We start from the raw sequence: 25,973 nt of genomic DNA, 5'->3' as shown, positions 1-25,973 counted from the left end.
CAAATAATTCTTGGCGGTGAAATCAATTTGAGTGGAATCAACCCAAGCCCATTTTTTTGCGCTTGCGATAGATCGTGGCCTGGTCAATTCCCAAAACGTGCGCGGCTTCGGTGACGGTGGACGTGCGCTCGAGAACGCGGCGGACGTGGAGTTCCTCGAGTTGTTCGAGAGAAACCAGCGCGCCGGGCTGCAAAGTTTCTTCGCCGTTGTGCGAGGTGCCGTTGAGATCGCCAGGCAGATCTTCGGCGTCCACTTTATTATCCTTGGCGAGAATGACGGCGCGTTCGATGGCGTTGCGCAATTCGCGGAGGTTGCCGGGCCAGGAATAACCGAGCATGCGGCTAGTGGCGGCTTCGGAGAACTCGGGCACGGGACGTCCGCATTGGGCGGAGAAATGTTTGAGATAATGATTGGCGAGGCGGAGCAAATCTCCGTGGCGGGCGCGGAGCGGCGGCATGTCCACCATGATCACGTTAAGGCGAAAATAAAGGTCTTCGCGAAAAAGTCCCTCGGCCATGCGTTTTTTCAAATCGCGATTCGTCGCAGCGATGATGCGGAGGTCGGCCTGGCGGGTGACGTTTTCACCGAGGCGCTCGTATTCCCGTTCCTGGAGGAGGCGCAAAAGTTTTGGTTGGATTTCCAAGGGCAGGTCGCCGATTTCGTCGAGGAACAGCGTTCCGCCGGCGGCGGCTTTCACCTTGCCCCAATGATCCTTGATAGCGCCGGTGAAGGAGCCTTTGACGTGGCCGAAAAGTTCACTCTCGAGAAGTTCCTTGGAAAGGCTCGGACAACTCACGGTGACGAAAGGTTTGTCGGCAAGGTGGCTTTGCTCATGAACGGCGCGGGCGAGGACGCTTTTGCCCGTGCCGCTTTCGCCGGTGATGAGGATGGACGCGGGGGTTTTCGCGGCGCGGACCAGGACGCCCATGATGTCCCGCATGACGGGCGTGGCAAAGTCGAGCAGCAGTTCGGGATTTTGCGAGCGCGTTTCCTTCACTTCCTGTTCGAGGCGCTCGATGTTCTGGCTCATCTGGTTGAAGCGCTGCAAGCGGGCGAGGACGGTGTGCATCTGCTCGCGAGTGAAAGGCTTCTCCAAAAAGTCCATGGCCCCGCGGCGCATGGCTTCGACGGCGGTCTTGACGGTCCCTTGCGCGGTGAACATGACCACGGGAAGGTTCGGATACTGCTTGAGGATTTGATCGAGGACGTCGAGACCTTTCTCGCGGCCAAGATTCACATCAAGCAGCACGGCGTCAAATTTGTCTTCTTTCAGGTTGGCCAGACCAGCTTCGCCGGTGGCGGAGGGCTGGGCGTAATGACCTTCCTCCTCAATGAGAAGGCAGGTGGCGTCGCGAAAAGTTTTGTCGTCGTCTATTACCAGAAAGTCCATAATTATTTACTGGGCGAGGTTGTTTGCCGGAATGATTCACCGGGCGGCTGGCCCGATGAATCGCGAGATTGATTATTTGCTGTTGCGACGGGCGATGAGATAGCCGACCAACGCACCCAGGCCAAAGGCAATACCCATGGCTTGATAGGGTTTTTCGTGGATGGCTTTGTCGGTGGCCTTGGCCGTCTTGATGGCCTTCTTTTGGACGACCATGTACGTGTCCTTGGCGGCGTCGAGCGCGGCGAGGAGGCGATTGCGGGCCTCGACAACTTTTTCTTCGGCGACATCGGCGGTGGCGGCGAGAAGTTCGCGGGTATCGTCGGCGATATTTTGGGTGGCTTCCTTGATGCCGTTGGTATCTTTGCTCATTTTAATATCCTCTATTCTTTGGTTAAACTTTTTCGGTTGCACCAGCCTCGCACCGGGTCAGCACGACGACTGGCATGGACTGAATTTGTCATTGCTGGAATCGTGCCACTGTAAAAGTGCCACTGGCAGAGGTTTTTGAAGAGTTTACAGCCGCATTATGCAAGAATCAAATAGAAGGTGTTGCAAAATGCGAGACTGACTTTTTTGCCACGGATTGAACATAGGGAAAGGAGGATGATTCCGGCGGGAAACCGCTGAAGCGGTTGTGGCGGTGAGGATGTGTTGGGTTCCGTCAACTAAAGATGAGGGTTAATGAGAAGTGGTGGGATGTTTGGATGCTTGGGAACGGGGCTTAAGTTGGAGGAATTTTGTTACAAAGAGCAGGTTGCTTGAAATTGAGCCCCTCAACTGAAATCATTGAAGAAAATGAAATCCGCATTGCTTCGGAGAATAATTTGTTTTAGCTGCGTATTGGTTTGGTTGCCAGCCATGCTTTGTCACGGCAAGAGTGCATTGCCGGCTGGCGTGCCGCTTCTCGACGAGATGGCTGGCAATTGGCTGCTCATGAAGGACGTGGCCAATCCGCCGGACGTGAATAATTTTCATGATATGCTGTTGGTCAACCGAGACCTGACTTCATTTTCCTGCAATCCTGAAGATTGGTTGTGGGCAGGTGGGGATGAAAAATTTCACCTTGGCTATCCGCCGATCACACTGACCGTTGCGGGCAGGGAATATCCGGCGACGGAATGTCGCTGGTATCCCTATTGCGCCTTGCGCCGCAATACGAATTGCGCGGGTCTTGTCGTACAAACGGACACGCGAATGATCAACGAGCAGCGGGCCGTACTAGGTCACATTCAAATCGCCAATCCGGCCACGGCCAAAACGACTGTGGAACTTGTATTGTCGGTTTCAGGAAGTTTGCAGGCCGATGGAATATCCGTGCTTAATACGAGCCAGCGACCGGGCTTCGTGACAGTCATCTATCCCGCGGTCAAACCCGACGCAGTGACGAATGACCACGGCATTATTCACTGGTGCTGGAACATGTCGCTGCCGGCGGGAGGCAGGAAAGAAATTGAATTTGTCGCGGGCGACGGGCACGCCGCCGATGCGCGAAAAGTTCAGGCAGATATGATGCGCTGGAAGGCGGGTTTTTCCGAAGAATTTGATGGATTCAAGCAATGCTGGGAGAAACGCTGGGCTGACGCCTTCACGCCGGGCAATCATCATTTCTCCGGCAGCTTGCCGGTGCTGGTCACGGACAACGCCGCGCTGAAGCGGAATTATTACACGGGCATCCTTACCATGCTGGAATTGGAGCGCACCCAGTTTCCGGTGTCCCCGCGCTCCTTCATCACAAGCGGCGAACGCGCGCCGGGCACGCAGTTTTATTGGGACGCCTCGATGGGAAGCACCGTATGGGCGCTGCTTGAACCCGTGGGCATGAAGGCAACCTTACGCCGCTGGCTGATCCAAAATGTGCGGAATGGCACCACCATTAATCTTTTGCAGACCAACGGCTTCGACTCGACAACATATAGCCACATCAATGGTTACGCCTTCAACGCGTGCAACATTTTTCAAACAACACTCGATTATTTGCGGATCACGGGCGACTTTGGCTTCCTGAACGAAAAACTGGAGAACGGCAAAACCGTGCTTCAGTGCATGGATGAAATGGCCACGGACTGGAAAACTCTCGTCCACACGGACAGCCCTTTGGCGGACTATGGAGAAAACCGGAACCTGCTTGAATGCGCGCCCGCCTATATCGGCCGCGTCGCCTCCTGTAACGCGCAAAATGTCTGGATGATGCGTCAGGATGCCGCCCTGCAGGAACTGAAAGGCAATACCGCCCGTGCCGGGGAACTGCGCGACGATGCGGAAAGACTTTTGCCCGCCGTGCTATCGCTTTACAAACCCGGCGACGGCGTCTGGTATGGTTTGCACAACGACGGACGGCGTGTCGAACTGCGGCATTGCGTTGATTACATCTATGTTGGCAACGCACTTTCCGGCGACCTTGCGCCGGGCATGCGCCGTGAAATGACGGGTTTTGTCGAGCGCGAGCTTCTCATGCGCGATTGGATGCGCGCGATGAGCCTGAAAGACGCCGCCGCCGCCGTTTCCGACCGACCCGACCATGGCCCGATGGGTGCTTATGATGGCTGGCCGGCACTCACGGTGGGGACGATGTGGCGGCTCGGTTTTTCGGGCAACGCATTTGATTTTTATTGCCGTACGGCAGAGGTGACCAAAGAAGGGCCGTTCGCGCAGGCGCGGGAATTTTACGGGCCGCGGCGCGACCAATATGATGCGCCGGTACGAATTGCCGAGCGCGATGGCTGCATGAAGGAGTGCATCAGCGGCGCCGCCTTTGGCGATATTGTCATCAGCACTTTTTTCGGTTTCGCACCGTCAGTGAACGGAAAAACCATTCTGGCTGATCCGCAGACGCCAAGACCGTTTACTGGCAGGTTGCTTCAGGTTTCGTTTCGCGGGGAAAGATTCACTATCAATGCTAATGAAAAGGGCGCTTTGGCCCTCAAGGAATAATTTGGAAAAAGCAACCTTTGAATAAATTGATGAAAATATACGGACCAACTGTCACCACTAGCGTTCAAAAATGCCGCGGACACTCTTGTAAGGTCTTAATGGAATTCATTGATGACAACCTTTAAAATCGAGTTCAGCGCTTTGGGATCGGCATTCGCATTAATCATAATCACCACGCCTTTTCCGGTTTCGACACTGGCCACCAGGACAGCATCAAATCCGGCGTTCCGTCCGGAATGAAGGAATTGTAATGTGTTGCCATTTCCAACGATTGTCGGCCCCAAGCCAAACCTCGCAGCCTGGGGAGTGAGCATCTCGCGGGCAATTTTGAGGGAAAGTATAGAATCAGATTGGGCGGTGAATGATTGCTGGACGCCTATAACAAAGCGGGCGAGATCGGATGGGGTGGTCCAAAGCCCGGCAGCCGCCATTTCGGGATAAAGATGTGCGCCACCAAGAATTGGTTTTCCGCTTTGAGAATGGCCCGTCGCGGCATTTGATAAAAGGGATGGGTGCAACGGCTGATCGAAGGTGCTGGATGACATACCCAGCGGGTGCAAAACCAATGATTGCATCAATTCAGGAAAGGGCCGGTCGAGAACATCCATGAGAAGCTGTTGCAGCACGACGTAGCCACCGCCGGAATATCGGGGATTTGCGCCGGGAATGGCGTCAACGCGGATCGCAGGATTATTGGCGGGTGGCGTGCCGTTGAAAATCTGCTCGAGTGTGGGAATTGGCAGGCCAGCAACATAACCTGAAAAACCGTGGACGGTAATGCCGGCATTGTGGCAAAGCAACCGGCGTAACGTGACCTGCTCCTGTTTGAGGAACTGGTTGGCTGGGATTTTCCATGACTGTAATTTGGAATTCACATCCGCGTCCAGGGAGAGTTGCCCTTGATCCACTAACCGCAACGCCGCCAAAGCGGCGAGACATTTACTGACCGAAGCGGCCTGGAACAACGTAGAGGCGGATACCGGTGATTTTCCGGTTTGATCTGTGAATCCAAAACATAGAGTTTGGGCGATTTTGCCTTCGCCGACGACGGCGAGAGACAGCCCTGAAATAGGGTGCTTTTGCATTTGAGCAGCCACGAAATCTTCCAGGTGATTAGGCATGCCGGGATTTTATCATTTCGGAATTCATCGCGAAAGAACTCAAACGTCTCAAAATTGCAAAATTATCAACTTGTTTAAGCGTCCTAATCAACAACTTTCCTTTCCATTTGCTCTTAGCACAAGACGTGGCAACACCTTGCGGCACGATTACCTATGACCGTGTTCGATCGGTGGCTAAAATCGGGCAGAGTGAAGACGTTGCGCGAGGACGGGCTTAGGTGAGGGCGATGTTCAGCTCAAGCCAGTATTTGAGGATGACGCGGACGCCCTGGCCGAATTCGGCGGGGCCGACGAGTTTGCGCAGGTAGGAGGTGACGCCGAGTTGATAGGCGCGATTGACATCGGACATGTCCAAAGAACTGGTAAGCATGACGACGGGGAGATTTTTCATGCCGGGCTGGGCGCGAATCCATTCGAGGACTTCGTGGCCGTTTTTCTTGGGAAGCTTGATGTCGAGAAAAACCAGATTGGGCAGGGGATGTTTGATGCGGTCTGCGTAAATGCCGTCGCCCGCGAGGTAATGGATGGCGGCATCGCCGTCGTTCACAATCTGAAGAGAATGGGGGATTCCAGTACGTTGGCACGCCATTTTCATGAAAAAAACATCGTCTTCATTATCTTCGACGAGCAGAACGGATTTCATCGCGAGTGGTTATACATTAAAAAATTTTATACTCAACCGATAAATGATTGGCACAGATGAATATAATCTCATCCGGCGTGGGGCAATCGCAAGATGAAAACGGCGCCGTGATCGGGAGCGTTGTTGCAGGTGAGTTCGCCGCCCATGCCGCGAACGAGCTTTTGGGCGATGCTGAGGCCGAGGCCGGTCGAGGGCTCGCCGCCGGTGGGACGCGCGGAGAGGCGGGCGTAGCGGTGAAACATCCGCACTTGATCTTCGGGAGTAAAGCCGGGGCCGTGATCGCGGACTTCGCATTCCACGATGTGCGCGTTCCGGCGGACGGATATGGTGATTTCTTTTTCCGGCGGGGAAAATTTGATGGCGTTGGAGATTAAATTGTCGAGCACTTGGTCGAGCGCGGCGGCGTCGGCGCGGGCGGAAGCGTTTTCGGCGCAGGGTTGGGCGATTAATTTGATGTTTTTGGCCTTGGCGGCATCGGCGTAACGTGCGACGGCACGCGAGGCGGAGGCGGATAGGTTGACGTTTTCCAACTTTAAATGCAAGCCGTGGTCAGCGGCGGCATTGGCCAAGAATGATTTGACGAACGCGCGCATCTGCATACTCGAACTGCGGATGTTTTCCGCCATCAAAAGAATCTTCGAGTCGGAATGGCTTTGGGCGCGGTCGAGCAGGAGTTGGGCACTCATGTTCATGCCAGCCAAGTGGTTCTGAAGATGATGCGAGATCATCCCGATCATTTCTTCCTTGTCCTGCGCGAGCTGTTTCAAATGCTGGCGCGTGGTTTGCAACATCAAGTGCGTGCGAATGCGCGAGATTAACTCGAGTTTGTTGAACGGTTTGGTGATGTAATCCACGCCGCCGCTTTCAAGGGCGCGCACGACAAGATTCTTGTCATCGGAAGCGGAGAGAAAGATTACCGGGATTTCCGCCCAATCGGGATTTTCCTGGATGCGTTTGCAGACTTGAAATCCGTCGAGGCCCGGCATGATGAGATCGAGCAGAATCAAATCGGGCCGGCGGGCGTTGAGGCGTTTGATGGCTTCGTCGGCATTGGTGGCGGGAAGGATTTCAAAACCCATTTTGCCAAGCAAGGAGCCAAGCAACTGGATATTGGCTTCCTGATCGTCAATGACCAGCAGGCAATCGGTCGCGGTCGTATCGGTGATGTCGCGCAGGGTCATTGCAGGCACTCTCTTTGTTCGATCGGCGCGATGAGCAAGGGAAATTCCGCCAGCGTGCGTTCCAAATCTTTTATGGCGTACGTCTCGGCTTCGATGGCCAGCCGGTCGGCGTAGGTTATCAATGGTTGCAACTGCATGGTTTGTCCAATGTGTCTTATTTTTTGCGCAAAAGCGAGTGTTTCATTTATCGCCAACGTGTCGCGCAATCGCGGCCATTTTTCACGGTGCAAGGCCAGCAATTCAGCGGCGGCATCGCGACTATCGGCGCTGGTGACTTGAGCGGAGGGTAATGGCGCTGGCGGCGGTGCGGCGGTTGACGGAGCAAGTTTCGGCTGCCGGGGTGAGCGCGGCAAAAAACGGGCGAGTTGCTGATAGAGCGCCTGCCGTGAAAATGGTTTACGCATGAAGCCGTTGAAGCGCGCGGCCAGATGGGCGTCGTCATCGGCGTGCGTGGACGCGCTGACGGCAATGACCGGGAGCGATGCAAGCTCGGGACGTTTGCGGATGTCCGCCAGCGTCGCGCGGCCGTCAAGCACCGGCATGCGAATGTCCAGGAGGACGAGGTCAGGCCGTTCTTCGGCGATCAGCGCGAGAGCTTCCTGGCCATTTGCCGCGAAGTGCAAACGATGAAGGGAATCGGCAAACAAACCGGAGATGAGTTCGCGGTTCGTTTTGTTATCATCCGCCACGAGAATTTTTGCGGGAGAAAAATCGTTGAAATCAACCTGTGTGCCGGTGGCCAGAACATCCGTTATGGGCACGCGCGAGGAGACGGCAACCTCCGCGAAGCAAAGGCGGAAAATCGCGCCTTCGCCCGGACTGCTTTGCAGCGTGACGTTGCCGCCCATCGCGAGCGTGAGGCGTTTGACGATGCTCAGGCCAAGACCGGTTCCCTGGCTTTGTTGCTGGGTGGCGGCCTGAACGAATGGTTTGAAAACTTCGTTATGTTTTTCGGGCGGGATGCCGATGCCGGTGTCTTCGACTTCAATGTTCAAAGTGCCGCGGCTGCGGTCTTCGGCCAGCGGTTCCCAGCGCGCCCGCAATGCGACGTGGCCCTTGGCGGTGAATTTGATCGCGTTGCCGACCAGGTTGACGAGCACTTGGCGCAGACGCAGGCGATCGAGCAGCAACGCCCGAGGCAAGCCGTCCACCGCGATCCTGAGTTCCAAAGATTTCGCGGCGGCTTGTTGGGCAAACATTGTGCGGATGAACTCGCCGACTTCCCGCAGGTCGGCAGGTTCGAGATGCAATTCCAATTTTCCGGCTTCGAGTTTTGAAAGATCCAGCACATCGTTAATCAACTGCAACAATCCGCTGCCGCTGGAACGAATGGCGTGGACATATTGCGCCTGGCGCGGGGTCAGCTTTTCGCCCTGCAATAATTCGCCGAAGCCGAGGATGGCATTCATCGGCGTGCGCAACTCGTGGCTCAAGTCCGCAAGGTAGGCGGTTTTCTCAGTGGCAATTTTTTCCGCGCGCAATTTTTCCTCCAGCAATCTCCACCGGGCGCGCTCCTGGACAAAACTCACGCGCACAAGATAAAGCGCGAAGATGCCCGCTCCCAAGCCAAGAAAACCGACTGCCTGGCCGATGCGCTGGAGGAGTTCAAGATTTTGGCGGGTGTTGGCCCAGGCGCTGGAGAAAATGTTCTGACGCCGCTCGCGCATCCGCCACATGACTTTGCGGATTTTTTCCGAAGACTCGCGGCCCTTGCCCGCGTTGACTTCAGTAAGAGCCTCTTTCAATCCTTTGTCGTGGCGCAATTTGATCGTCTCATCCAGTTCCGCCATTTTGAGATTCACCAAATCACGCAATGCGGCCAGATCTTTTTCCAAACTGGCGTCCTGATGCGCGGTGTCGGCGAGTTTTTTGAAATCGGCGGAGAGGTTCGCTTTGGTGTCATTGAAAGGTTCGAGGTAACCTTCATTTCCCGTGAGCAGATAACCACGTTGGCTGTCGTCGGCATCCTGCAATGCGCTAGTGAGTTCGCTTAAGGCGTCTTCGAGATAGGTGGCATCCCCCGAAGCATCGAGGCTGCGGGAAAGGCGTTTCCAAACCACCACGCGCACGGCGATTCCCGAAATCGTGAGTAGCAGCCATAGAATGACAACCGGAATGACAATGCGATGCCGAAAACGATGCAGCATAGTGCGTCAGCAAAAACGCGCGCGGCGCGGCCAACGGTAAGGCGAAGTATAGCCGCGAGCGGCAAGTTGTCTAGTGAGTGAGAACTGTCGCGGCGGTTTGTGACCGTCGAATCCTTTGTGACCGCGGGTCCGTGACCCGCAGCAACTGGCGTGAAGATTGCCGTTTTCGATTGGGCAAATGTGTATGGAAATCCCAATTTTGATACGCCGGAAAATTGAGTGTTGTGGTGGATGGAGTCGTGAGCGACTTGGACCGTGTAAACCTTGGCTGCGGGTCATAGACCCGCGGTCCGTCAGGATGAAGTTTTTCCCCGATGGGGTTCGTTTGCAAAACGCAAAAAAAGCAAGGTCATTTTTGCGATTTGCGGCAGGTAAGTTCGCACCTTGCGGTACGAAAAACTTCAATTCGCGAAGGAAAATGAAAATCTCCCATGTGGCACCTTTCCTGCAAAGTCGAAAGCGGCTCTGAATTATTCCGATTCGCAGCCGTTAACATTTATTAATCAACTAATAGTATTTTTATGAATCCGCAAACGATCACGACTCGCGCAAATGCCGAACACTTCGGCCAAACTTCCGCTAACCGCGGTGTCACACCGAAATCTTCCAAAGGTAAATCGGCGGCTGGCAAGCCGGCATCGGACTCCAAGAGCCTCCAAGCTGAAAATAAAATCTCCGGGGGAACGGCGAAGGACGGCGCGAAGGCTGAGGCGCTGGCACAACACGAACAGTCAACCGCCGAACGGGAAATTCAATTTCGTCTTGAAGCTCCAACAGCGCAGGAAGTTTTGCTTGCTGCAGATTTCACGAATTGGGACAAGCAACCCATCAAGTTGATGAAAGGTGGCGGAGGCGTATGGCACGCAAAACTTTCGGTGCCGCCCGGGCGGCATCAATATCGGTTTGTGGTGGATGGCGTCTGGCAGGATGATCCGCATCGCGCCGAGCGCGAACCCAATCCCTACGGCTCGGTAAATTCCGTATTGGAAGTTCATTGAAAAGTAAATTTTTTCGCACAGCTACTGCAGCGGCGCTCTATGAACGCCGTCGCAGTGTTTTTGTAATGAGGCCACGCATTTGAACGGGCGCATTTGACGAATCGAATATCCGGAGTATTTTCAAATCGTAATCGCTGGCCTGTCCGGAAGTGGTGAGAGGAGAGTGATTGTGACCGCGTTAATTTTTTGCATTTTGAATGCGTGGCAAATGTGTACCGTCAGAAAATGTGTAACTGAAAGAAAAATGTTATGAGTAAACGCCTGCAGGTCCTGATTATCGAAGACTCGGAAGATGATACGTTGTTCCTGCTGCGTGAACTCAAACGTGGAGGATTCACTCCTGAGTATGAGCGGGTCGAAACCTTGCCACGGCTTACCGCCGCGCTCGATCGCCAGAATTGGGACCTTATCATTTCCGACCATTCGCTCAACGGTTTCAACAGTCTGCACGCGCTGGAATTGGTGAGCCAGCAGAAGCTCGATATTCCTTTCATCATCGTCTCCGGAATCATCGGCGAGGAAGTGGCCGTCAGGGCGATGAAAGCGGGCGCGCATGACTATGTGATGAAGAATCAGCTCGCGCGGCTTGTGCCATCCATCGAGCGCGAATTGCGTGAAGCGCAGAGCCGCCGCGCGCAACGCAAGGCCGAGGAGGCGCTCCGCCGCAGCGAACAGGAGTTGAATGATTTTTTCGAGCGTGCTTCCGTGGGGCTACAGTGGCTCGGCCCGGATGGCGCGATTTTGCGCGTGAACCAGGCGGAGTTGGACTTGCTCGGTTATGAGCACGAGGAATATGCCGGTCATCTGATCACCGAATTTTACGTGGACACTTATCTGGCGAACGATTTGTTGAAGCGTTTGCACGATGGCGAAGTGTTGAACAATTTTGAAGTGCGCGTTCGCTGCAAAAATGGCGATATCAAACACGTGCTAATCAATGCAAATGTGCTGCGCGAAGACGGCAAGTTCATCCACGCGCGTTGTTTCATGCGTGACATCACCGATCGCAAAGCAGCAGCAGCAGCGGTCTCGTATCTCGCGGCGATCGTGGAAAATTCCGAGGACGCCATCATTGGCACTTCGCTGGTCGGCGAGATACTCACCTGGAATCGCGGCGCGGAATTGATGTACGGTTATACTGCGGAAGAAGTAAAGGGTTGTTCCATTTCAATTCTGGCGCCGCTCTCGCGCCCGGAACATTGGCCACAAATTTATGATCGCATCCGCCACGGCGAAAAGATCGAGCATTTGGAAACCATCCGGCATCGCAAGAATGGCAGTGCTGTCGAAGTCTCACTGACATTTTCGTTGATCAAGGACGGCCGCGGCAATGTGATTGGCATCTCGGCCATCGAACGTGACATCACCTTGCGCAAACGCGAAGAGGAAGAGCGCTCGAAGCTTATTGCGGAATTGACCGATGCTCTCGGCAAAATAAAAACGCTGCGGGGCTTGCTCCCGATTTGCGCCGCGTGCAAAAAAATCCGCGATGACGGCGGTTACTGGCAGAAAATCGAGGCCTATATTTGTGAGCATACCGAGGCGGAATTCACTCACGGTATTTGCCCGGATTGCCTGGTGAAACTCTACCCGCAGTATCCGATAGCGAGCAAATTTCTTCCAGTTACCTGATCTCGCATTTTGCGAATTGTCGGGAGATTTTTTCCCGACAATTTGCGGTAAAAATGCGGTTTACGGTGAGGGTTTTTCTTCTGGGACTTACTCAAATTGCTGGTCTTCAATAAGTTAATTCTTTAATCCCAAAGCTGGCACCATTCCCGCTAATTCTATTTTTGTCAGAAGAGTCAGGTGATGTGAATTGATGTAAATCAAAGTCAGAAGGGCAACTATGAAAAATAATCAGCCAGCGCAAAAGGGGAATCGCAAAGGGTCGCGCAAGATTGGATGCTTCGATTGGCAAGTGGACGAGCTGGCAAAAATAGCGATTCACAAATCGCCGGAAGACCGGGTCATCGTGCATCTGCGGAACGACCACGGGTTCGTGCCCGTCCCGCGCAGGACATTCATGAAACAATTTTTACTTTCGCGTTAATCATCTCAAACCATCAACCAAAGGAAATATATGTTAAGCTGGACCATCACCTTCCTGATCGTGGCGCTGATCGCCGCGCTCTTGGGATTCACAGGCATCGCGGGCACGGCTGCGAGCATCGCGCAAATCCTGTTCGTCGTGTTCCTCGTCATGTTCCTGGTTTCGCTCATAGCGGGACGCCGCCGGGTGTAACGTGCGGAGTTTCTAATAACCCGTGCTGGTTCAAGTCCAGGCGGGTCGTGGAGGAGGGATTAAACCAAAACGAATTTCAAATTATGAAGCTCAACCATTTGATAGCGTTAGTTGCTGCAACGGCCATGTTTGCGGGTTGCAAACCGTCTGAGCCGCCGACGCCTGACGTGAAGACCCAGGTTTCCGACGCGGCCAGCAATGCGAAGGATTCAATGATCCAGACGAAGGATGATTTCGTTGCCGCGTCGCAGAAAAAAATTCACGAGTTGGATGCAAAGATTGATGAACTGTCTGCGAGATCCGCGAATTTAAAAGACGATTCAAAGGTAAAAGAAGAACAGGCGCTGGCGGATCTCAGAGTCCAGCGGGAAAAATTAAACTCCAAGTTCGACGATTTGAAGATGTCCACGCAGGACGGCTGGGACAAAACCAAAACCGCATTTTCCGATGCCTGGGATAAAGTGGAAAAAGCTTACGACGACGCAAAAGCGAAGATCACGCAATAATACAATTTTGTGGTAAAACCGTCTAAGACGCTAGCCTCAAAAATCCCAAGCCCCACACCCCCATTTGGAGCTTGGGACTCTTTTTAAAGCACGACTTTAAATCTGTTCAGTGTGGCGACCAGCTACAGAAACGACATTTATGAAATTTTTTAATATGAATGCAAATTGCGACTGGCGAGCAATTAAAGCCGTCGCAATATGTATTGAAATCCTAAATGCCGCGACTATTGTCACGCAAAAGCTGCTCCTGACTAGAATGTTATAAATGAGATGCCCTGTGGCACATTTCCAGCAATAAACTGAGATATGACAACGTCAAAAAATATCAAGACAGTCATTGGAATCGCCGCAGCGACATCATTGCTGGCCACCGGCTGCGTCATTCGTGAACGCACCTATGTTCCAGGACCGCCGCCTCCGCCGCCGGGAGAGGTATCCATCGGCGGGGAAGTGGACGTGAGTGGCCCTCCGCCAGCGCCATTAGTCGAAGTGCAACCAGTTGCGCCTGATCCGGCATTTATTTGGATTGGCGGCGTTTGGGTTTGGGGTGGGGGCGGTTGGCACTGGGAACACGGTCGTTGGGCAAGACCTCCGCATCGCGGCGCGGTCTGGGTGCAACCGCGTTATGCATACCGGGGTGGCCGCCATGTGTGGGTGCGCGGTGGATGGCGTTGAAAAAGTAACGGAGACTGATCACATGAAAAACAAAATTATATTATTCGTATTATTACTGGTAGGCGGCTTCGCTGCGGGCTGCGAAAGCAGCGAACAACGCGCGTCTTCAGTGGATCGCCAATTCCCGCCAGCCCCGGTCACGCCATTGAATGCTCCAGATAATAATGCCTCAGGAATTCATCAGTAGGATGGTTCGTCAAAGTAGCGTTCGGTAGATACAAACCGGACGCTAAATTAAATAATCAAAGTTAATAATAATAATTAGAATTACTGATTATTATTGCAAATTGCAATCTGCGATTGAGGTTTTTTCGCATATTACGAATAATGTTTTTGCAAATTTCCAAGGAATTCGCATTTTTCCAGATGGCATAATTCTAGCATTGTGTTTTGGGCGATGAACCGTCGGATTCCCGAACGGAGTCTTGATTCGTGTCCGGCAAAGCCGGGACGAACGACGGCGTGGCATAAACATGATGCGTGCGGTAAGTCTTGATTGCCGCCGCTGACGACGAAAGTAGGAAGATTGACGTTTCCTATCAAAATGTCGGCCTGTGCGACCAGCGGTGTTTGGGCATTTCTGCCAGCCAAGGCGGTGTCTCTTCCTTTTTGCATTTCAAATCATCATTGGGTTTCAGCATCATTCGCACTCGCAGGCGGCTCACGGATTGAACTCTTCGCTCGAATCCGCTGTCTTAATTTCTCTTTCTCATTTCCATAACCTATGAAAACCACCAGCAAAACCTTAACGAACGGCAAGACGCATTCAAATGGGAACGCTAATGGCAACGGCAAAGTGGTGAAGAAAAGCGCCACGACTGGCCGCACGCGCCAGGAAGCGGTGGTATCGCTACTGCAACCGCCGATCATCAACGCCGAATTGGATGTGCGGGAATTGGTGACGGCGCTCATCGCCCTCAAGAAAGGGGATTTTTCGGTGCGGCTGCCGCTCGACTGGATTGGAACGGCGGGCAAGATCGCTGATGCCTTCAACGACGTCGTCGAGCGCAACGAAAAGATGGCCAGCGAACTCGAACGCATCAGCCTCGTCGTCGGCAAAGAGGGGAAGATCGGCCAGCGCGCGTCCATCGGCGAAGTCAGCGGCGCCTGGGCCGAGTCCATCGCCTCAGTAAATACCTTGATTTCCGACCTCGTGCATCCGACCAGCGAAACCGCCCGCGTGATCGGCGCTGTGGCCAAAGGCGACCTGGCGCAGACGATGGCCCTCGACATTGAAGGCCGTCCGCTGGAAGGCGAATTTCTTCGCACCGCCAAAACGGTCAATACGATGGTGAATCAGTTGAGTTCATTCGCCTCCGAAGTGACACGTGTGGCCCGCGAAGTGGGAACCGAAGGCAAGCTCGGTGGCCAGGCGAAAGTCAAAGGCGTCGCCGGCACTTGGAAAGACTTGACCGACTCAGTGAATTCGATGGCCGGTAACCTCACCGGCCAGGTGCGTAACATCGCGGCGGTGACGACGGCGGTGGCGAACGGCGACTTGTCCAAGAAGATCACGGTGGACGTCAAAGGCGAAATTCTCGAATTGAAAGACACCATTAATACGATGGTGGATCAGCTTCGCTCGTTTGCTTCGGAAGTGACCCGCGTGGCTCGTGAAGTCGGCACCGAAGGAAAACTCGGCGGTCAGGCCGAAGTGAAAGGTGTCGCTGGAACGTGGAAAGATTTGACGGATAATGTGAATTCGATGGCGCGCAACCTCACCGGCCAGGTGCGTAACATCGCGGCAGTGACGACGGCGGTGGCGAACGGCGATTTGTCCAAGAAGATCACGGTGGATGTGAAGGGCGAAATCCTCGAATTGAAAAACACCATCAATACGATGGTGGATCAACTTTCCTCCTTTGCTTCTGAAGTGACGCGTGTGGCCCGCGAAGTGGGAACTGAAGGAAAACTCGGTGGCCAGGCGGATGTGCGTGGCGTCGCTGGCACATGGAAAGATTTGACGGACTCGGTGAATTCAATGGCCGGTAATTTGACCGGCCAGGTGCGCAATATCGCCGCGGTGACGACGGCAGTCGCGAACGGTGACTTGTCCAAGAAGATTACGGTGGACGTGCGCGGGGAAATTCTCGAATTGAAAGACACCATTAACACGATGGTGGATCAGCTTCGCTCGTTCGCCTCGGAAGTGACGCGTGTAGCCCGCGAAGTCGGCACCGAAGGAAAACTCGGCGGCCAGGCCGATGTGCAAGGCGTCGCCGGCACGTGGAAAGATTTGACGGATAACGTGAACCTCATGGCCGGCAATCTCACTGCGCAAGTGCGCAATATCGCGACCGTGACGACCGCCATTGCGAACGGTGATTTGTCCAAGAAGATCACGGTGGATGTGAAGGGCGAAATCCTGGAAATGAAAAACACGATCAACACTCTGGTTGATCAGCTTTCGTCATTCGCTTCAGAAGTGACCCGCGTGGCGCGCGAAGTCGGTACTGAAGGAAAACTCGGTGGCCAGGCGGAAGTGAAAGGCGTCGCCGGAACGTGGAAGGACTTGACCGACTCGGTGAATTCAATGGCCGGCAATCTAACGGCGCAAGTGCGCAACATCGCCAACGTGACGACGGCGGTGGCGAACGGCGATTTGTCCAAGAAGATCACGGTGGATGTGAAGGGCGAAATCCTCGAATTGAAAAACACCATCAATACGATGGTGGATCAGCTTTCCTCTTTTGCCGCTGAAGTGACCCGTGTGGCACGCGAAGTGGGAACCGAAGGCGAACTCGGTGGCCAGGCGGAAGTGAAAGGCGTCGCCGGAACGTGGAAGGACTTGACCGACTCGGTGAATTCGATGGCCGGCAATCTCACGGCGCAGGTGCGCAACATCGCGGCGGTGACGACGGCGGTGGCGAACGGCGACTTGTCCAAGAAAATCACGGTGGATGTGCGCGGGGAAATTCTCGAATTGAAAGACACCATTAATACGATGGTGGACCAGCTTAACTCTTTCGCCTCGGAAGTGACGCGCGTGGCCCGCGAAGTCGGCACCGAAGGAAAACTCGGTGGCCAGGCTGAGGTGAAAGGTGTCGGCGGCACGTGGAAGGATTTAACGGATAATGTGAATTTCATGGCCGGTAATTTGACTTCGCAAGTGCGCAATATCGCGGCGGTCACGACTGCCGTGGCAAAGGGCGACTTGTCCAAGAAAATCACGGTGGACGTGAAAGGCGAAATTCTCGAATTGAAAAACACCATCAATACGATGGTGGACCAACTTTCCTCCTTCGCCGCCGAAGTGACGCGTGTGGCGCGTGAGGTGGGCACGGAAGGAAAACTCGGCGGTCAGGCGGAAGTGAAAGGCGTCGGCGGCACGTGGAAGGATTTAACGGATAATGTGAATTTCATGGCCGGTAATCTGACTTCGCAAGTGCGCAACATCGCGGCGGTGACGACGGCAGTGGCAAACGGCGATTTGTCTAAGAAGATCACTGTGGATGTGAAAGGCGAAATTCTCGAATTGAAAAACACCATTAACACGATGGTGGATCAACTTTCGTCGTTCGCCTCGGAAGTGACTCGCGTGGCCCGCGAAGTCGGCACAGAAGGAAAACTGGGCGGACAGGCGGAAGTGCGCGGCGTCGCCGGCACGTGGAAAGACCTGACGGACAATGTGAATTTCATGGCCGGTAATTTGACCTCGCAAGTGCGCAACATCGCGGCGGTGACGACGGCGGTGGCGAACGGCGATCTGTCCAAGAAGATCACTGTGGATGTGAAAGGCGAAATTCTCGAATTGAAAGACACCATTAATACAATGGTGGATCAGCTTCGTTCGTTCGCCTCAGAAGTGACTCGCGTGGCCCGCGAAGTCGGCACAGAAGGAAAACTCGGCGGTCAGGCTGACGTGCAAGGCGTCGCCGGCACGTGGAAAGATCTGACGGATAACGTAAATCTGATGGCTGGCAATCTGACGAACCAGGTGCGTGGCATCGCGATTGTCGTGACCGCCGTGGCCAACGGCAACTTGAAACGCAAACTGACGGTTGAAGCGAAAGGCGAAATCGCCGCGCTCGCGGACACGATCAACAACATGACCGATACGCTCGCGACCTTCGCCGATCAGGTGACCTCCGTGGCGCGCGAAGTGGGCGTCGAAGGAAAACTCGGCGGCCAGGCGAGTGTGCCGGGCGCTGCGGGCACATGGAAAGATTTGACGGATAACGTGAATCAGTTGGCCGCGAATTTGACCACGCAAGTGCGCGCGATCGCGGAAGTCGCGACGGCGGTGACGAAAGGCGACCTGACGCGTTCAATCACGGTGGAAGCGCTGGGTGAAGTTGCCGCACTTAAGGAAAACCTGAACGAGATGATCCGCAACCTTAAGGACACCACGCTCAAGAATTCCGAACAGGACTGGCTCAAAACGAACCTCGCAAAATTCTCCCGCATGTTGCAAGGCCAAAAAGATTTGATGACGGTCGGCCGCATGATTCTCTCCGAACTGGCGCCGGTCGTTTCCGCGCAACAGGGCGTTTTCTACACGATGGACATGGCCAAGGAAACCGAGCCCTATCTCAAACTCCTCGCGAGCTACGCGCATCGCGAACGCAAGAACGTGGATAACCGTTTTAAACTCGGCGAAGGTCTCGTCGGCCAATGCGCATTGGAAAAAATCAAGATCCTGCTCACCAATGTGCCGCGCGATTACACCGCGATCGGCTCAGGACTGGGTGAGGCCAATCCGCTCAACGTGCTCGTGTTGCCGGTCGTATTTGAAGGGCAAGTCAAGGCGGTCATTGAACTCGCATCGTTCGACCGGTTCAGCCCGACACATCAAGCGTTCCTTGACCAGTTGACGGAAAGTATCGGCATCGTGCTCAACACGATTGAAGCGAATACGCGAACTGAAGATTTGCTCAAGCAATCCCAGTCGCTGGCGAAAGAGTTGCAAAGCCAGCAACAGGAATTGCAACAAACCAACCAGCAGCTTGGCGAAAAAGCGAAACTGCTGGCCGACCAGAACGTCGAGGTGGAACGCAAGAACGCGGAAGTCGAACAAGCCCGCCAGGCGCTGGAAGAAAAAGCCGAACAGCTTGCGCTCACTTCCAAATACAAATCCGAGTTCCTCGCGAATATGTCCCACGAATTACGCACGCCGCTCAACAGCTTGCTCATCCTGTCCGACGAACTCTCGAAAAACAAAGACCAAAACCTTACGCCCAAACAGGTCGAGTTCTCCAAGACGATTCACGCTTCCGGCAACGACCTGCTGGCGCTCATCAACGACATTCTCGACCTTTCCAAGATCGAGTCCGGCACGGTCATCGTGGACGTCGGCGATGTCGCGTTGCGCGATTTGCAGGATTACGTCGAGCGCACGTTCCGCCACGTGGCCGATGCGCGCAAACTCGAATTCGACCTCGAGCGCGGAAGCGGTTTGCCCAAGTCATTCCAAACCGACGCGAAACGCTTGCAACAGATTCTCAAGAACCTGTTGTCGAACGCGTTCAAGTTCACCGAAAAGGGAAAAGTCTCGCTCTTCATCAATCAAGCTCGCAGCGGCTGGAATTCGGAGAACGAAACGCTCAACCAAGCCAAGTCGGTCATTGCGTTTTCCGTCAGCGACACCGGCATCGGCATTTCGCCAGACAAGCAGCAAATCATCTTCGAGGCATTTCAGCAGGCGGACGGCAGCACGAGCCGCAAATATGGCGGCACCGGCCTCGGCTTAGCCATCAGCCGCGAAATCGCACGCCTGCTCGGCGGCGAAATTCGGTTGGTCAGCGCGCCGGGACAAGGCAGCACGTTCACCTTGTTCCTGCCGCAAAATTACGTACCGGTCCGCACCGCGAAACGCCAATCTTCGAGTGTCGTGGCCCCGACGCAGGACGTTATTACTGTGCCGACGGAGTTAAACTTCATTGCCGACGCACCCAGCAACGATTCCGATCAGTCAATGCAACTGGATGACGATCGGGATAATATTCAAGCGGGCGACAAAGTCCTGTTGATCATCGAGAACGACACCGGTTTCGCGCAATTCCTTTTGGAAACCGCGCGCGAAAATGGTTTCAAGGGATTGATCTCACCGCGCGGCGCAGAAGCGCTGGCCATCGTCGGCCAGCGGCGCATTGATGCGATCACGCTCGACATCAATTTGCACGACATGGACGGCTGGCGCGTGCTGGCTCGTTTGAAAGACGATGCGCATAGCCGGCACATCCCCGTCTATATCATTACGACCGAGGAAGAGCGCGAGCGCGGTTTGCGCATGGGTGCGATTGGTGCGTTGAACAAGCCGCTCAAGTCCAAGGAAGAATTGAAGGAAGTCATCCGCCGCGTGCAAAGCGTCATCGAACCTCACACACGGAAATTACTGGCTGTCAGCAAGGACAAGGAGCAGCGCGACCTGATCATTGAACTTATCAGCGGCGAAGATATTCAGGTCACCTGCGTCGAAACCGGCCAGGAGGCTTTGAACAAATTGCGTGACGATCATTTCGGCGCGGCTGTGATGAATATGGATTTGCCTGACATGACGGGTTTCCAGTTGATCGAGGAAATCAAAAAAGATACGCATCTCCATGAAGTGCCACTGATCGTTCATGTGAACAAAGACCTTTCCAAAAAGGAAGAGGGCAACTTGAAGCGCCTGAGCCAGACAATGAACCTTAAGGAGGTGCGTTCGCCCGAGCGTCTACTCGATGAGGCGGCGTTGTTCCTGCATTGCGACATCGGCAAATTGCCCGAGGCCAAACGTAAAGCGATCCAAAAGTTGCACGAAACCGAAACCGTGCTAAAAGATAAGAAAATATTGATCGTGGATGACGACATCCGGAATATTTTTGCGATGACCAGTTTGCTCGAGCGTTATGAGATGCAAATTCTTTCCGCTGAAACCGGCAAGACCGCGCTGGAAAGATTGCTGGCCACGCCGGACATTGACGTCGTTCTCATGGACATTATGATGCCTGACATGGATGGCTATGATACGATGCGGGCGATCCGAAAATTCGGCAAGTTCCGTGCGCTGCCGGTCATCGCGCTCACTGCGAAAGCGATGAAGGGCGACCGCGAGAAGTGCATTGATGCCGGCGCGTCCGACTACATCGCAAAACCCGTGGAAAGCAATGAACTGCTCTCGATGCTCCGGCTGTGGTTGTACCGGTAAAAAATAAAATCGTGCTAACCGATCATCTAACACCCGAGACGGCGACGAACGGCAGCCTGTCCGACGGCGAGTTCCATTCGCCGCCATCGCTCGTTTCGACCCGCGCGAATATCCTCATCGTGGACGATCGCGATGATAAGCGCATGGCGATGGAAGCCATCGTCGCCGGGCTTGGAGAAAATATCATTATGGCAACGTCGGGCAAGGAAGCCTTGCGCTGCTTGTTGAATTACGATTTTGCGGTGATTCTGCTGGATGTGAACATGCCCGGAATGGACGGCTTTGAAACCGCCCATCTCATTCGCCAAAGAAAAAGTTCCGAACTGACGCCGATCATTTTCGTGACCGGCATCAGCGATACGGAGACACACGTCTCCCGCGGTTATTCGCTGGGCGCGGTGGATTATATTTTGACGCCGGTCTTGCCCGAAGTTTTGCGCACGAAAGTCGTTGTGTTTGTGGAGTTGTTCAAGCGCGGCGTGCAACTGCAACGGCAGGCGGAGCGTTTGCGCATCGCCCACGATGAACTTGAAACCCGCGTTGAAGAGCGCACTCGCCAACTTGCGGCGGCGAATGAATCGTTGCTCGCGGAAGTCGGCGAACGCCAAAGAGTCGAAGAGCAGATCCGCAAGATGAACGCCGAACTTGAACAACGCGTGCTTGATCGGACGGCGGAATTGGCTGAGGCGAACCAGGAATTGGAGGCGTTCACTTATTCCGTCGCGCACGACCTTCAGGCGCCGCTGCGCAACATCCAAAGTTACGCACAAATGCTCGAGGAGGATTACGGCGCGAACATGCCGTCCGACGCGGTGGCGTACTTGCAACGCATCGGCGCACGGGGAAAATACATGGCGCAACTCGTCGCTGATTTGCTGAATCTGTCGCGCATCGCCAAGCAGGATTTGAATCGCCAGGACACCGATCTGCGCGCGCTGGTGGATGAGGGTGTTGCAACTGCGAAAGCTGAAGTGAAAAGTGGTCGCGTGATCGAATGGCAGATTGGCGAATTGCCCGCGGTCGCCTGCGATCCCGGTTTGTTGAAGCAGGTATTTGCCAACCTGCTTTCCAATGCCGTGAAGTACACACAATTTCGTCCAAAAGCCACGATTGAAATCGGCCGCATCCACAAGGACGGGGATTCGCTGATTTACGTGCGCGATAACGGCGTGGGCTTCGACATGCGTTACGCGGACAAGCTGTTCGGGGTTTTCCAGCGGTTGCATCCGCCGGGAGATTTTGAAGGCACCGGCGTCGGGCTGGCGACCGTAGCGCGCATCGTGCGCAAACACGGTGGCACGATCTGGGCGGAAAGCGAGCAGAACAAGGGCGCGACGTTTTATTTTACCCTTGGCAGTCCCATCGTCAAAGAGCGGGTTGAACAGTTGACGAACGTGGAATAAGTGGGCAGGGAACCGGGCCGTTTGCCGCAGGGCAAGGCGAGCTATCCAATGGAAGGGATTTCCGGGAATAATGAAGAAAAAATATTCTGTGTTATTGGTGGATGACTCGGATGACGACCGGCTGTTCATGCGCCGGGTGCTGGACGAGAACCCCAGGTTTGTCATCATTGGCGAAGTGGTTGACGGCGAGGAGGCGATTGAATATTTGCGCGGCGAGAATCGTTTTTGCGACCGCGAAAAATATCCTTTTCCGGATGTGGTATTGCTGGATTTGAAAATGCCGCGTGTCACCGGTCACGAAGTTCTCGGCTGGCTGCAGACGCAAACCTTCGACGACCTTTTCGTGGCCGTCGTCTCGGGCTCATACTTGCCGAACGACATCGAAAAAAGCCTCGAACTGGGCGCGCATGTGCACTACGAAAAAACGGCGCTGCAGGATGAGCAGGAGGGAATGGTTCGCGCGCTGGAACAACTGCTGGGGAAAAAATCGCGTTGACCATAATTTCACAGGTAACGGCCAGGCCGATTGGCTTCGAGTTCGGCCTGAAGTTTTTTTACGACCTCCGCGAGGCCGCGCGTATCAATCGCCTTTGGATAAAAATGCTGAAGCCCAAGTTCGCGCGCCTTGGGACCATACTCGACGCTTGATGAATCAGCGAGCATCGCCACTTTAAGCGCGGGAAAATTTTGCGTCGTGAGCCATTCCAAAACCTGGATGCCGCTCATTCGTGGCATGCGAACATCCATGATCAGCAAGTCGGGCAGGGGATGAATTGTGCGATCGGCATATTCACCGTAACCCCAAAGATAGGAAATCACATCCTCGCCATCTGCCACTTCACCGACGACCTGAAGATTGGGCGCATGCCTCCGAATCGCTTCACGAAGAAAAAGCCGGTCAGCCTCCTGATCATCGGCGATGAGGACGGAAAATTTCCGCAGTCCGGGAGACGTGTTAATCATGGGTACTTAAATGTTTATTGTTCAATGCAGATTGTTCCCGGTCAATCTGCAGTCCAAAAAATCGAACTTGATTTAATGGAGCTTGAAGAATGCCAGCTTCGACCCAAACCACAAATGCTTGCCTCAGAATTAATTGAGATGAAATTCGTTTTTAAGGCTGTCATAATTATTATTACTTTGACCGCGAATTGCGAAAAATGTTGCAGGATGCGGATGAAATCTCGTAGAAAAACTCAAACCTCTCCCGCTGAATTGAAGACATTTTAGGATTCACAATCCCGCGCCGAATAGATATACAGGAATCACGATGAAACCATGCTTGGCCCAACTTCCGCCCTCTTGGAAAGCTTGTTCGGCGATTCTGTTTTCGCTGCTGCTTGCGTTTCGTGCCTCGGCGCAGGACACCTCGCTCACCAATGTGATGGCCGAAGCCGAGGCGCATGAGAAAAAGGGCGAAACGGAATTGGCGCTCAAGGGATATTTGGACGCCGACCGTTTGTCTCCGACCAACTCCGAAATCAACTGCCGCCTCGCGAAGATGTATTGCGATTCGATGATCGGCAAAGACCGCGCGGGCATGAAAGCGATGGCCGAGAAAGCGCTTGAGTCTGCCCTCAACGCTGAGAAGGCGGACCCGAACAGCCCCAAGGCGCACGTGTGCGTGGCGGTATGCTACGCGAAAAATTTTCCCTTCAGCGACAATCAGACCAAGGTGAATTATTCGCGCTCGATCAAGGACGAGGCGGAGAAAGCCATCGCCGCAGATCCGAAATTCGATCTCGCGTATCACATGCTCGGCCGATGGAATTTTGAAGTCTCCAACATGAATTTCTTCGTCAAGAGTCTCGTGCGCATCGCCTATGGCGGATTGCCCAAGGCGAGCAAGGCGATGGCCATTGATAATTTCAAGAAAGCCGTGGAATTGATGCCGGGCCGCGTCGTCAATCATCTCCAGCTTGCGCGCCTCTATCACGTGACCGACAAGGAAACTCTGGTGCCCGACGAATTGAAAAAATGCGTCGCGCTCGACCCGATTGACATGGACGACCGAAACGCCCAGGACGTTGCCCGGAAAATCCTGGCGGGCGGCAAATGGCCCGAGGATTTTTGAGACCGTCCGGCTCTCGGCAAATTCATGACCATCCCAGCGGATTCTCTGAATCAAAGCGATTTCCCCGGCAGTTTTTGTTTCCTTTTTCATAATGTTTCAACCTCAATCACCAACTAACGCAAATTAATTAGAAAGAACTAGCATGAGTCATGGTCTGAAAATTCCGCACGAAGGCGCATTGGATTTTGTATCGCTGGGCGCGATGGTTCATCGCCTCGATCCCGGCATCATCCCGTTTCGCAAAGCGACCGAGTGCCAAATCCATGTCAGCGGCGGAGAATTTAACGTGGCCGCGAACCTGTCCGATTGCTTCCGCCTGAAAACCGGCGTCGCCAGCGCCATGGTGGATTATCCCATCGGCGATTTGATTGCCGAACGCGCGCGCGCGATGGGCGTGAAACCTTTCTACAAACATTTCAAGCATGACGGCGTCAATGGGCCGAACATGGCCACGGTCTATAGTGATCGCGGTCAGGGCCTGCGCGCGCCCGTGGTTTTTTATAATCGCTGCAACGAAGCCGCGGCCCAGCTCAAGCCGGGAGATTTTAATTGGAAACAAATTTTTGCCGGCGGCCTGCGCTGGTTTCACAGTGGCGGAATTTTCGCGGCGCTTTCGCCCACCACCGCCGAACTGATCGTCGAAGCCATGCAAGCCGCCAAGGCCGCCGGCGCGGTCACGTCCTTCGACCTGAATTATCGCGCGAAACTTTGGAATATTTCCGGCGGTCACGACCGCGCGGTCGCCGTGCTCGATCGCATCGTGAAGCACGTGGATGTCATCGTCGGCAACGAGGAAGATTTGCAGTTGGGCCTCGGCATTCCCGGCCCTGAAGTCGCGGCCACCTCCAAGCTCGATCCAAGCGCGTTCATCGGCATGATTGACAAGGTCGTCAAAAAGCATCCGCAAGTGAAAGTCGTGGCCACGACCCTGCGCGAAGTGCATTCCACCAACCGCCACAGTTGGGGTGCGGTGGCATGGGTCAATGGAAAGATCCATCAATCGCCGACCTGCGAATTGGATGTCGTGGACCGCGTAGGCGGCGGCGATGGTTATGCCGCCGGTTTTTTCTATGGCCTCCTCGCGGGCGAAACGCCGGCGGAAGCCGTAAAACTCGGCTGGGCGCACGGCGCGCTGCTGACCACCTTCCCCGGCGATACCACCATGGCCACCGTCGAGCAAGTTCGCGCCTTTGCGCAAGGCGGCTCCGCGCGAATCCAGCGCTAAGTTTAACTGGAGCGGCGGGTCCAAGGCCGCAGTAAACGAAACGCCTTCCGCCGCTCCACCCCTTCCTATAACCTGGCAGGGCTGCGCTGCCGCGCAGCCGTCCCAAGTCCCGCAGGGACGGCAGATCTTAGCCCAGCAATTCATTGCTGGGTTTACCTCCGTCGCAAACCAAGTCCCTTCAGGGACGAAAGAAATCATAGATTCACCAAGTAACTTCCTTCGCCCATCGCCATCGCCCACCCACCGCACTCCATCCCTCTCTCCCCGCGACCGCGCGGGGAGAGAGCCGGAGAGAGGGGCTCCCC

The 25,973-nt window shown here is 54.5% G+C and carries 20 protein-coding genes; 12 read left to right on the top strand and 8 right to left on the bottom strand.

Annotation, left to right across the window (positions count from 1 at the left end; translation table 11 throughout):
- Window positions 1-37 precede the first annotated feature (37 nt).
- On the bottom strand, window positions 38-1,390 hold the full coding sequence (locus VH413_15315; protein ID HEX3800062.1) for a sigma-54 dependent transcriptional regulator: 1,353 nt from the start codon (window positions 1,388-1,390) through the stop codon (window positions 38-40).
- 72 nt (window positions 1,391-1,462) lie between these two features.
- On the bottom strand, window positions 1,463-1,759 hold the full coding sequence (locus VH413_15310; GenBank protein ID HEX3800061.1) for a DUF883 family protein: 297 nt from the start codon (window positions 1,757-1,759) through the stop codon (window positions 1,463-1,465).
- Window positions 1,760-2,230: 471 nt separating this feature from the next.
- Here VH413_15310 and VH413_15305 point away from each other — a divergent pair, with 471 nt between their 5' ends.
- Window positions 2,231-4,321 carry a hypothetical protein gene (locus VH413_15305; GenBank protein HEX3800060.1) on the top strand — a complete coding sequence of 697 codons (2,091 nt, stop codon included), beginning with the start codon at window positions 2,231-2,233 and terminating at the stop codon, window positions 4,319-4,321.
- Between the two features lie 95 nt (window positions 4,322-4,416).
- Here the strand turns inward: VH413_15305 and VH413_15300 are convergent, their stop codons facing one another.
- From VH413_15300 to VH413_15285, 4 genes are all read right to left on the bottom strand, one after another.
- Window positions 4,417-5,442, bottom strand: coding sequence for a serine hydrolase domain-containing protein (locus VH413_15300; GenBank protein ID HEX3800059.1), 1,026 nt, complete (start codon window positions 5,440-5,442; stop codon window positions 4,417-4,419).
- A gap of 214 nt (window positions 5,443-5,656) precedes the next feature.
- On the bottom strand, window positions 5,657-6,085 hold the full coding sequence (locus tag VH413_15295; protein ID HEX3800058.1) for a response regulator: 429 nt from the start codon (window positions 6,083-6,085) through the stop codon (window positions 5,657-5,659).
- Between the two features lie 68 nt (window positions 6,086-6,153).
- On the bottom strand, window positions 6,154-7,266 hold the full coding sequence (locus tag VH413_15290) for a hybrid sensor histidine kinase/response regulator (GenBank protein HEX3800057.1): 1,113 nt from the start codon (window positions 7,264-7,266) through the stop codon (window positions 6,154-6,156).
- Complete coding sequence (locus VH413_15285; GenBank protein HEX3800056.1) at window positions 7,263-9,413, bottom strand: ATP-binding protein; 2,151 nt, start codon at window positions 9,411-9,413, stop codon at window positions 7,263-7,265. The genes VH413_15290 and VH413_15285 overlap by 4 nt, the downstream gene beginning before the upstream one ends.
- Window positions 9,414-9,934: 521 nt before the next feature.
- On the opposite strand from VH413_15285, the gene VH413_15280 reads away from it, so the two are divergent.
- The 6 genes from VH413_15280 to VH413_15255 all read left to right on the top strand — a co-directional run bounded on the left by VH413_15280 (window position 9,935) and on the right by VH413_15255 (window position 13,837).
- Window positions 9,935-10,411: a glycogen-binding domain-containing protein gene (locus VH413_15280; protein HEX3800055.1), complete on the top strand. Its 477-nt coding sequence runs from the start codon at window positions 9,935-9,937 to the stop codon at window positions 10,409-10,411.
- A gap of 249 nt (window positions 10,412-10,660) precedes the next feature.
- The gene (locus VH413_15275; protein ID HEX3800054.1) at window positions 10,661-12,043 is read left to right on the top strand and encodes a PAS domain S-box protein; all 1,383 of its coding nucleotides are present in this window, start codon (window positions 10,661-10,663) and stop codon (window positions 12,041-12,043) included.
- Between the two features lie 217 nt (window positions 12,044-12,260).
- A complete protein-coding gene (locus VH413_15270; GenBank protein ID HEX3800053.1) occupies window positions 12,261-12,464 on the top strand; it encodes a hypothetical protein in 204 nt (67 codons plus the stop codon).
- 30 nt (window positions 12,465-12,494) lie between these two features.
- Complete coding sequence (locus VH413_15265) at window positions 12,495-12,656, top strand: DUF1328 domain-containing protein (protein ID HEX3800052.1); 162 nt, start codon at window positions 12,495-12,497, stop codon at window positions 12,654-12,656.
- Between the two features lie 83 nt (window positions 12,657-12,739).
- On the top strand, window positions 12,740-13,162 hold the full coding sequence (locus VH413_15260; GenBank protein HEX3800051.1) for a hypothetical protein: 423 nt from the start codon (window positions 12,740-12,742) through the stop codon (window positions 13,160-13,162).
- A 306-nt stretch (window positions 13,163-13,468) separates the two neighbouring features.
- On the top strand, window positions 13,469-13,837 hold the full coding sequence (locus VH413_15255) for a hypothetical protein (GenBank protein HEX3800050.1): 369 nt from the start codon (window positions 13,469-13,471) through the stop codon (window positions 13,835-13,837).
- Between the two features lie 318 nt (window positions 13,838-14,155).
- Here the strand turns inward: VH413_15255 and VH413_15250 are convergent, their stop codons facing one another.
- Entirely contained in the window at window positions 14,156-14,452 is a 297-nt protein-coding gene (locus VH413_15250; GenBank protein ID HEX3800049.1) for a hypothetical protein, read from the bottom strand.
- Window positions 14,453-14,561: 109 nt separating this feature from the next.
- Between VH413_15250 and VH413_15245 the strand changes: the two genes are divergently transcribed.
- The 3 genes from VH413_15245 (at window position 14,562) to VH413_15235 (ending at window position 22,865) form a co-directional block, all read left to right on the top strand.
- Window positions 14,562-20,966, top strand: a complete 6,405-nt coding sequence (locus tag VH413_15245) for a HAMP domain-containing protein (protein ID HEX3800048.1) — start codon at window positions 14,562-14,564, stop codon at window positions 20,964-20,966.
- Window positions 20,967-20,977: 11 nt separating this feature from the next.
- Window positions 20,978-22,369, top strand: a complete 1,392-nt coding sequence (locus VH413_15240) for an ATP-binding protein (GenBank protein HEX3800047.1) — start codon at window positions 20,978-20,980, stop codon at window positions 22,367-22,369.
- A gap of 70 nt (window positions 22,370-22,439) precedes the next feature.
- The gene (locus tag VH413_15235) at window positions 22,440-22,865 is read left to right on the top strand and encodes a response regulator (GenBank protein HEX3800046.1); all 426 of its coding nucleotides are present in this window, start codon (window positions 22,440-22,442) and stop codon (window positions 22,863-22,865) included.
- Window positions 22,866-22,873: 8 nt separating this feature from the next.
- On the opposite strand, the gene VH413_15230 is transcribed toward VH413_15235, so the two are convergent.
- Window positions 22,874-23,332, bottom strand: coding sequence for a response regulator (locus tag VH413_15230; GenBank protein HEX3800045.1), 459 nt, complete (start codon window positions 23,330-23,332; stop codon window positions 22,874-22,876).
- Between the two features lie 307 nt (window positions 23,333-23,639).
- On the opposite strand from VH413_15230, the gene VH413_15225 reads away from it, so the two are divergent.
- Complete coding sequence (locus VH413_15225) at window positions 23,640-24,443, top strand: hypothetical protein (GenBank protein HEX3800044.1); 804 nt, start codon at window positions 23,640-23,642, stop codon at window positions 24,441-24,443.
- A gap of 142 nt (window positions 24,444-24,585) precedes the next feature.
- A complete protein-coding gene (locus tag VH413_15220; protein ID HEX3800043.1) occupies window positions 24,586-25,668 on the top strand; it encodes a sugar kinase in 1,083 nt (360 codons plus the stop codon).
- The last annotated feature ends 305 nt before the right edge of the window (window positions 25,669-25,973 follow it).

It is taken from the genome of Verrucomicrobiia bacterium, assembly GCA_036268055.1.
Lineage (GTDB): Bacteria > Verrucomicrobiota > Verrucomicrobiia > Limisphaerales > Pedosphaeraceae > DATAUW01.
The sequence above is the reverse complement of the archived record's forward strand: the minus strand, read 5'-3'. Positions and strand labels throughout refer to the sequence as shown.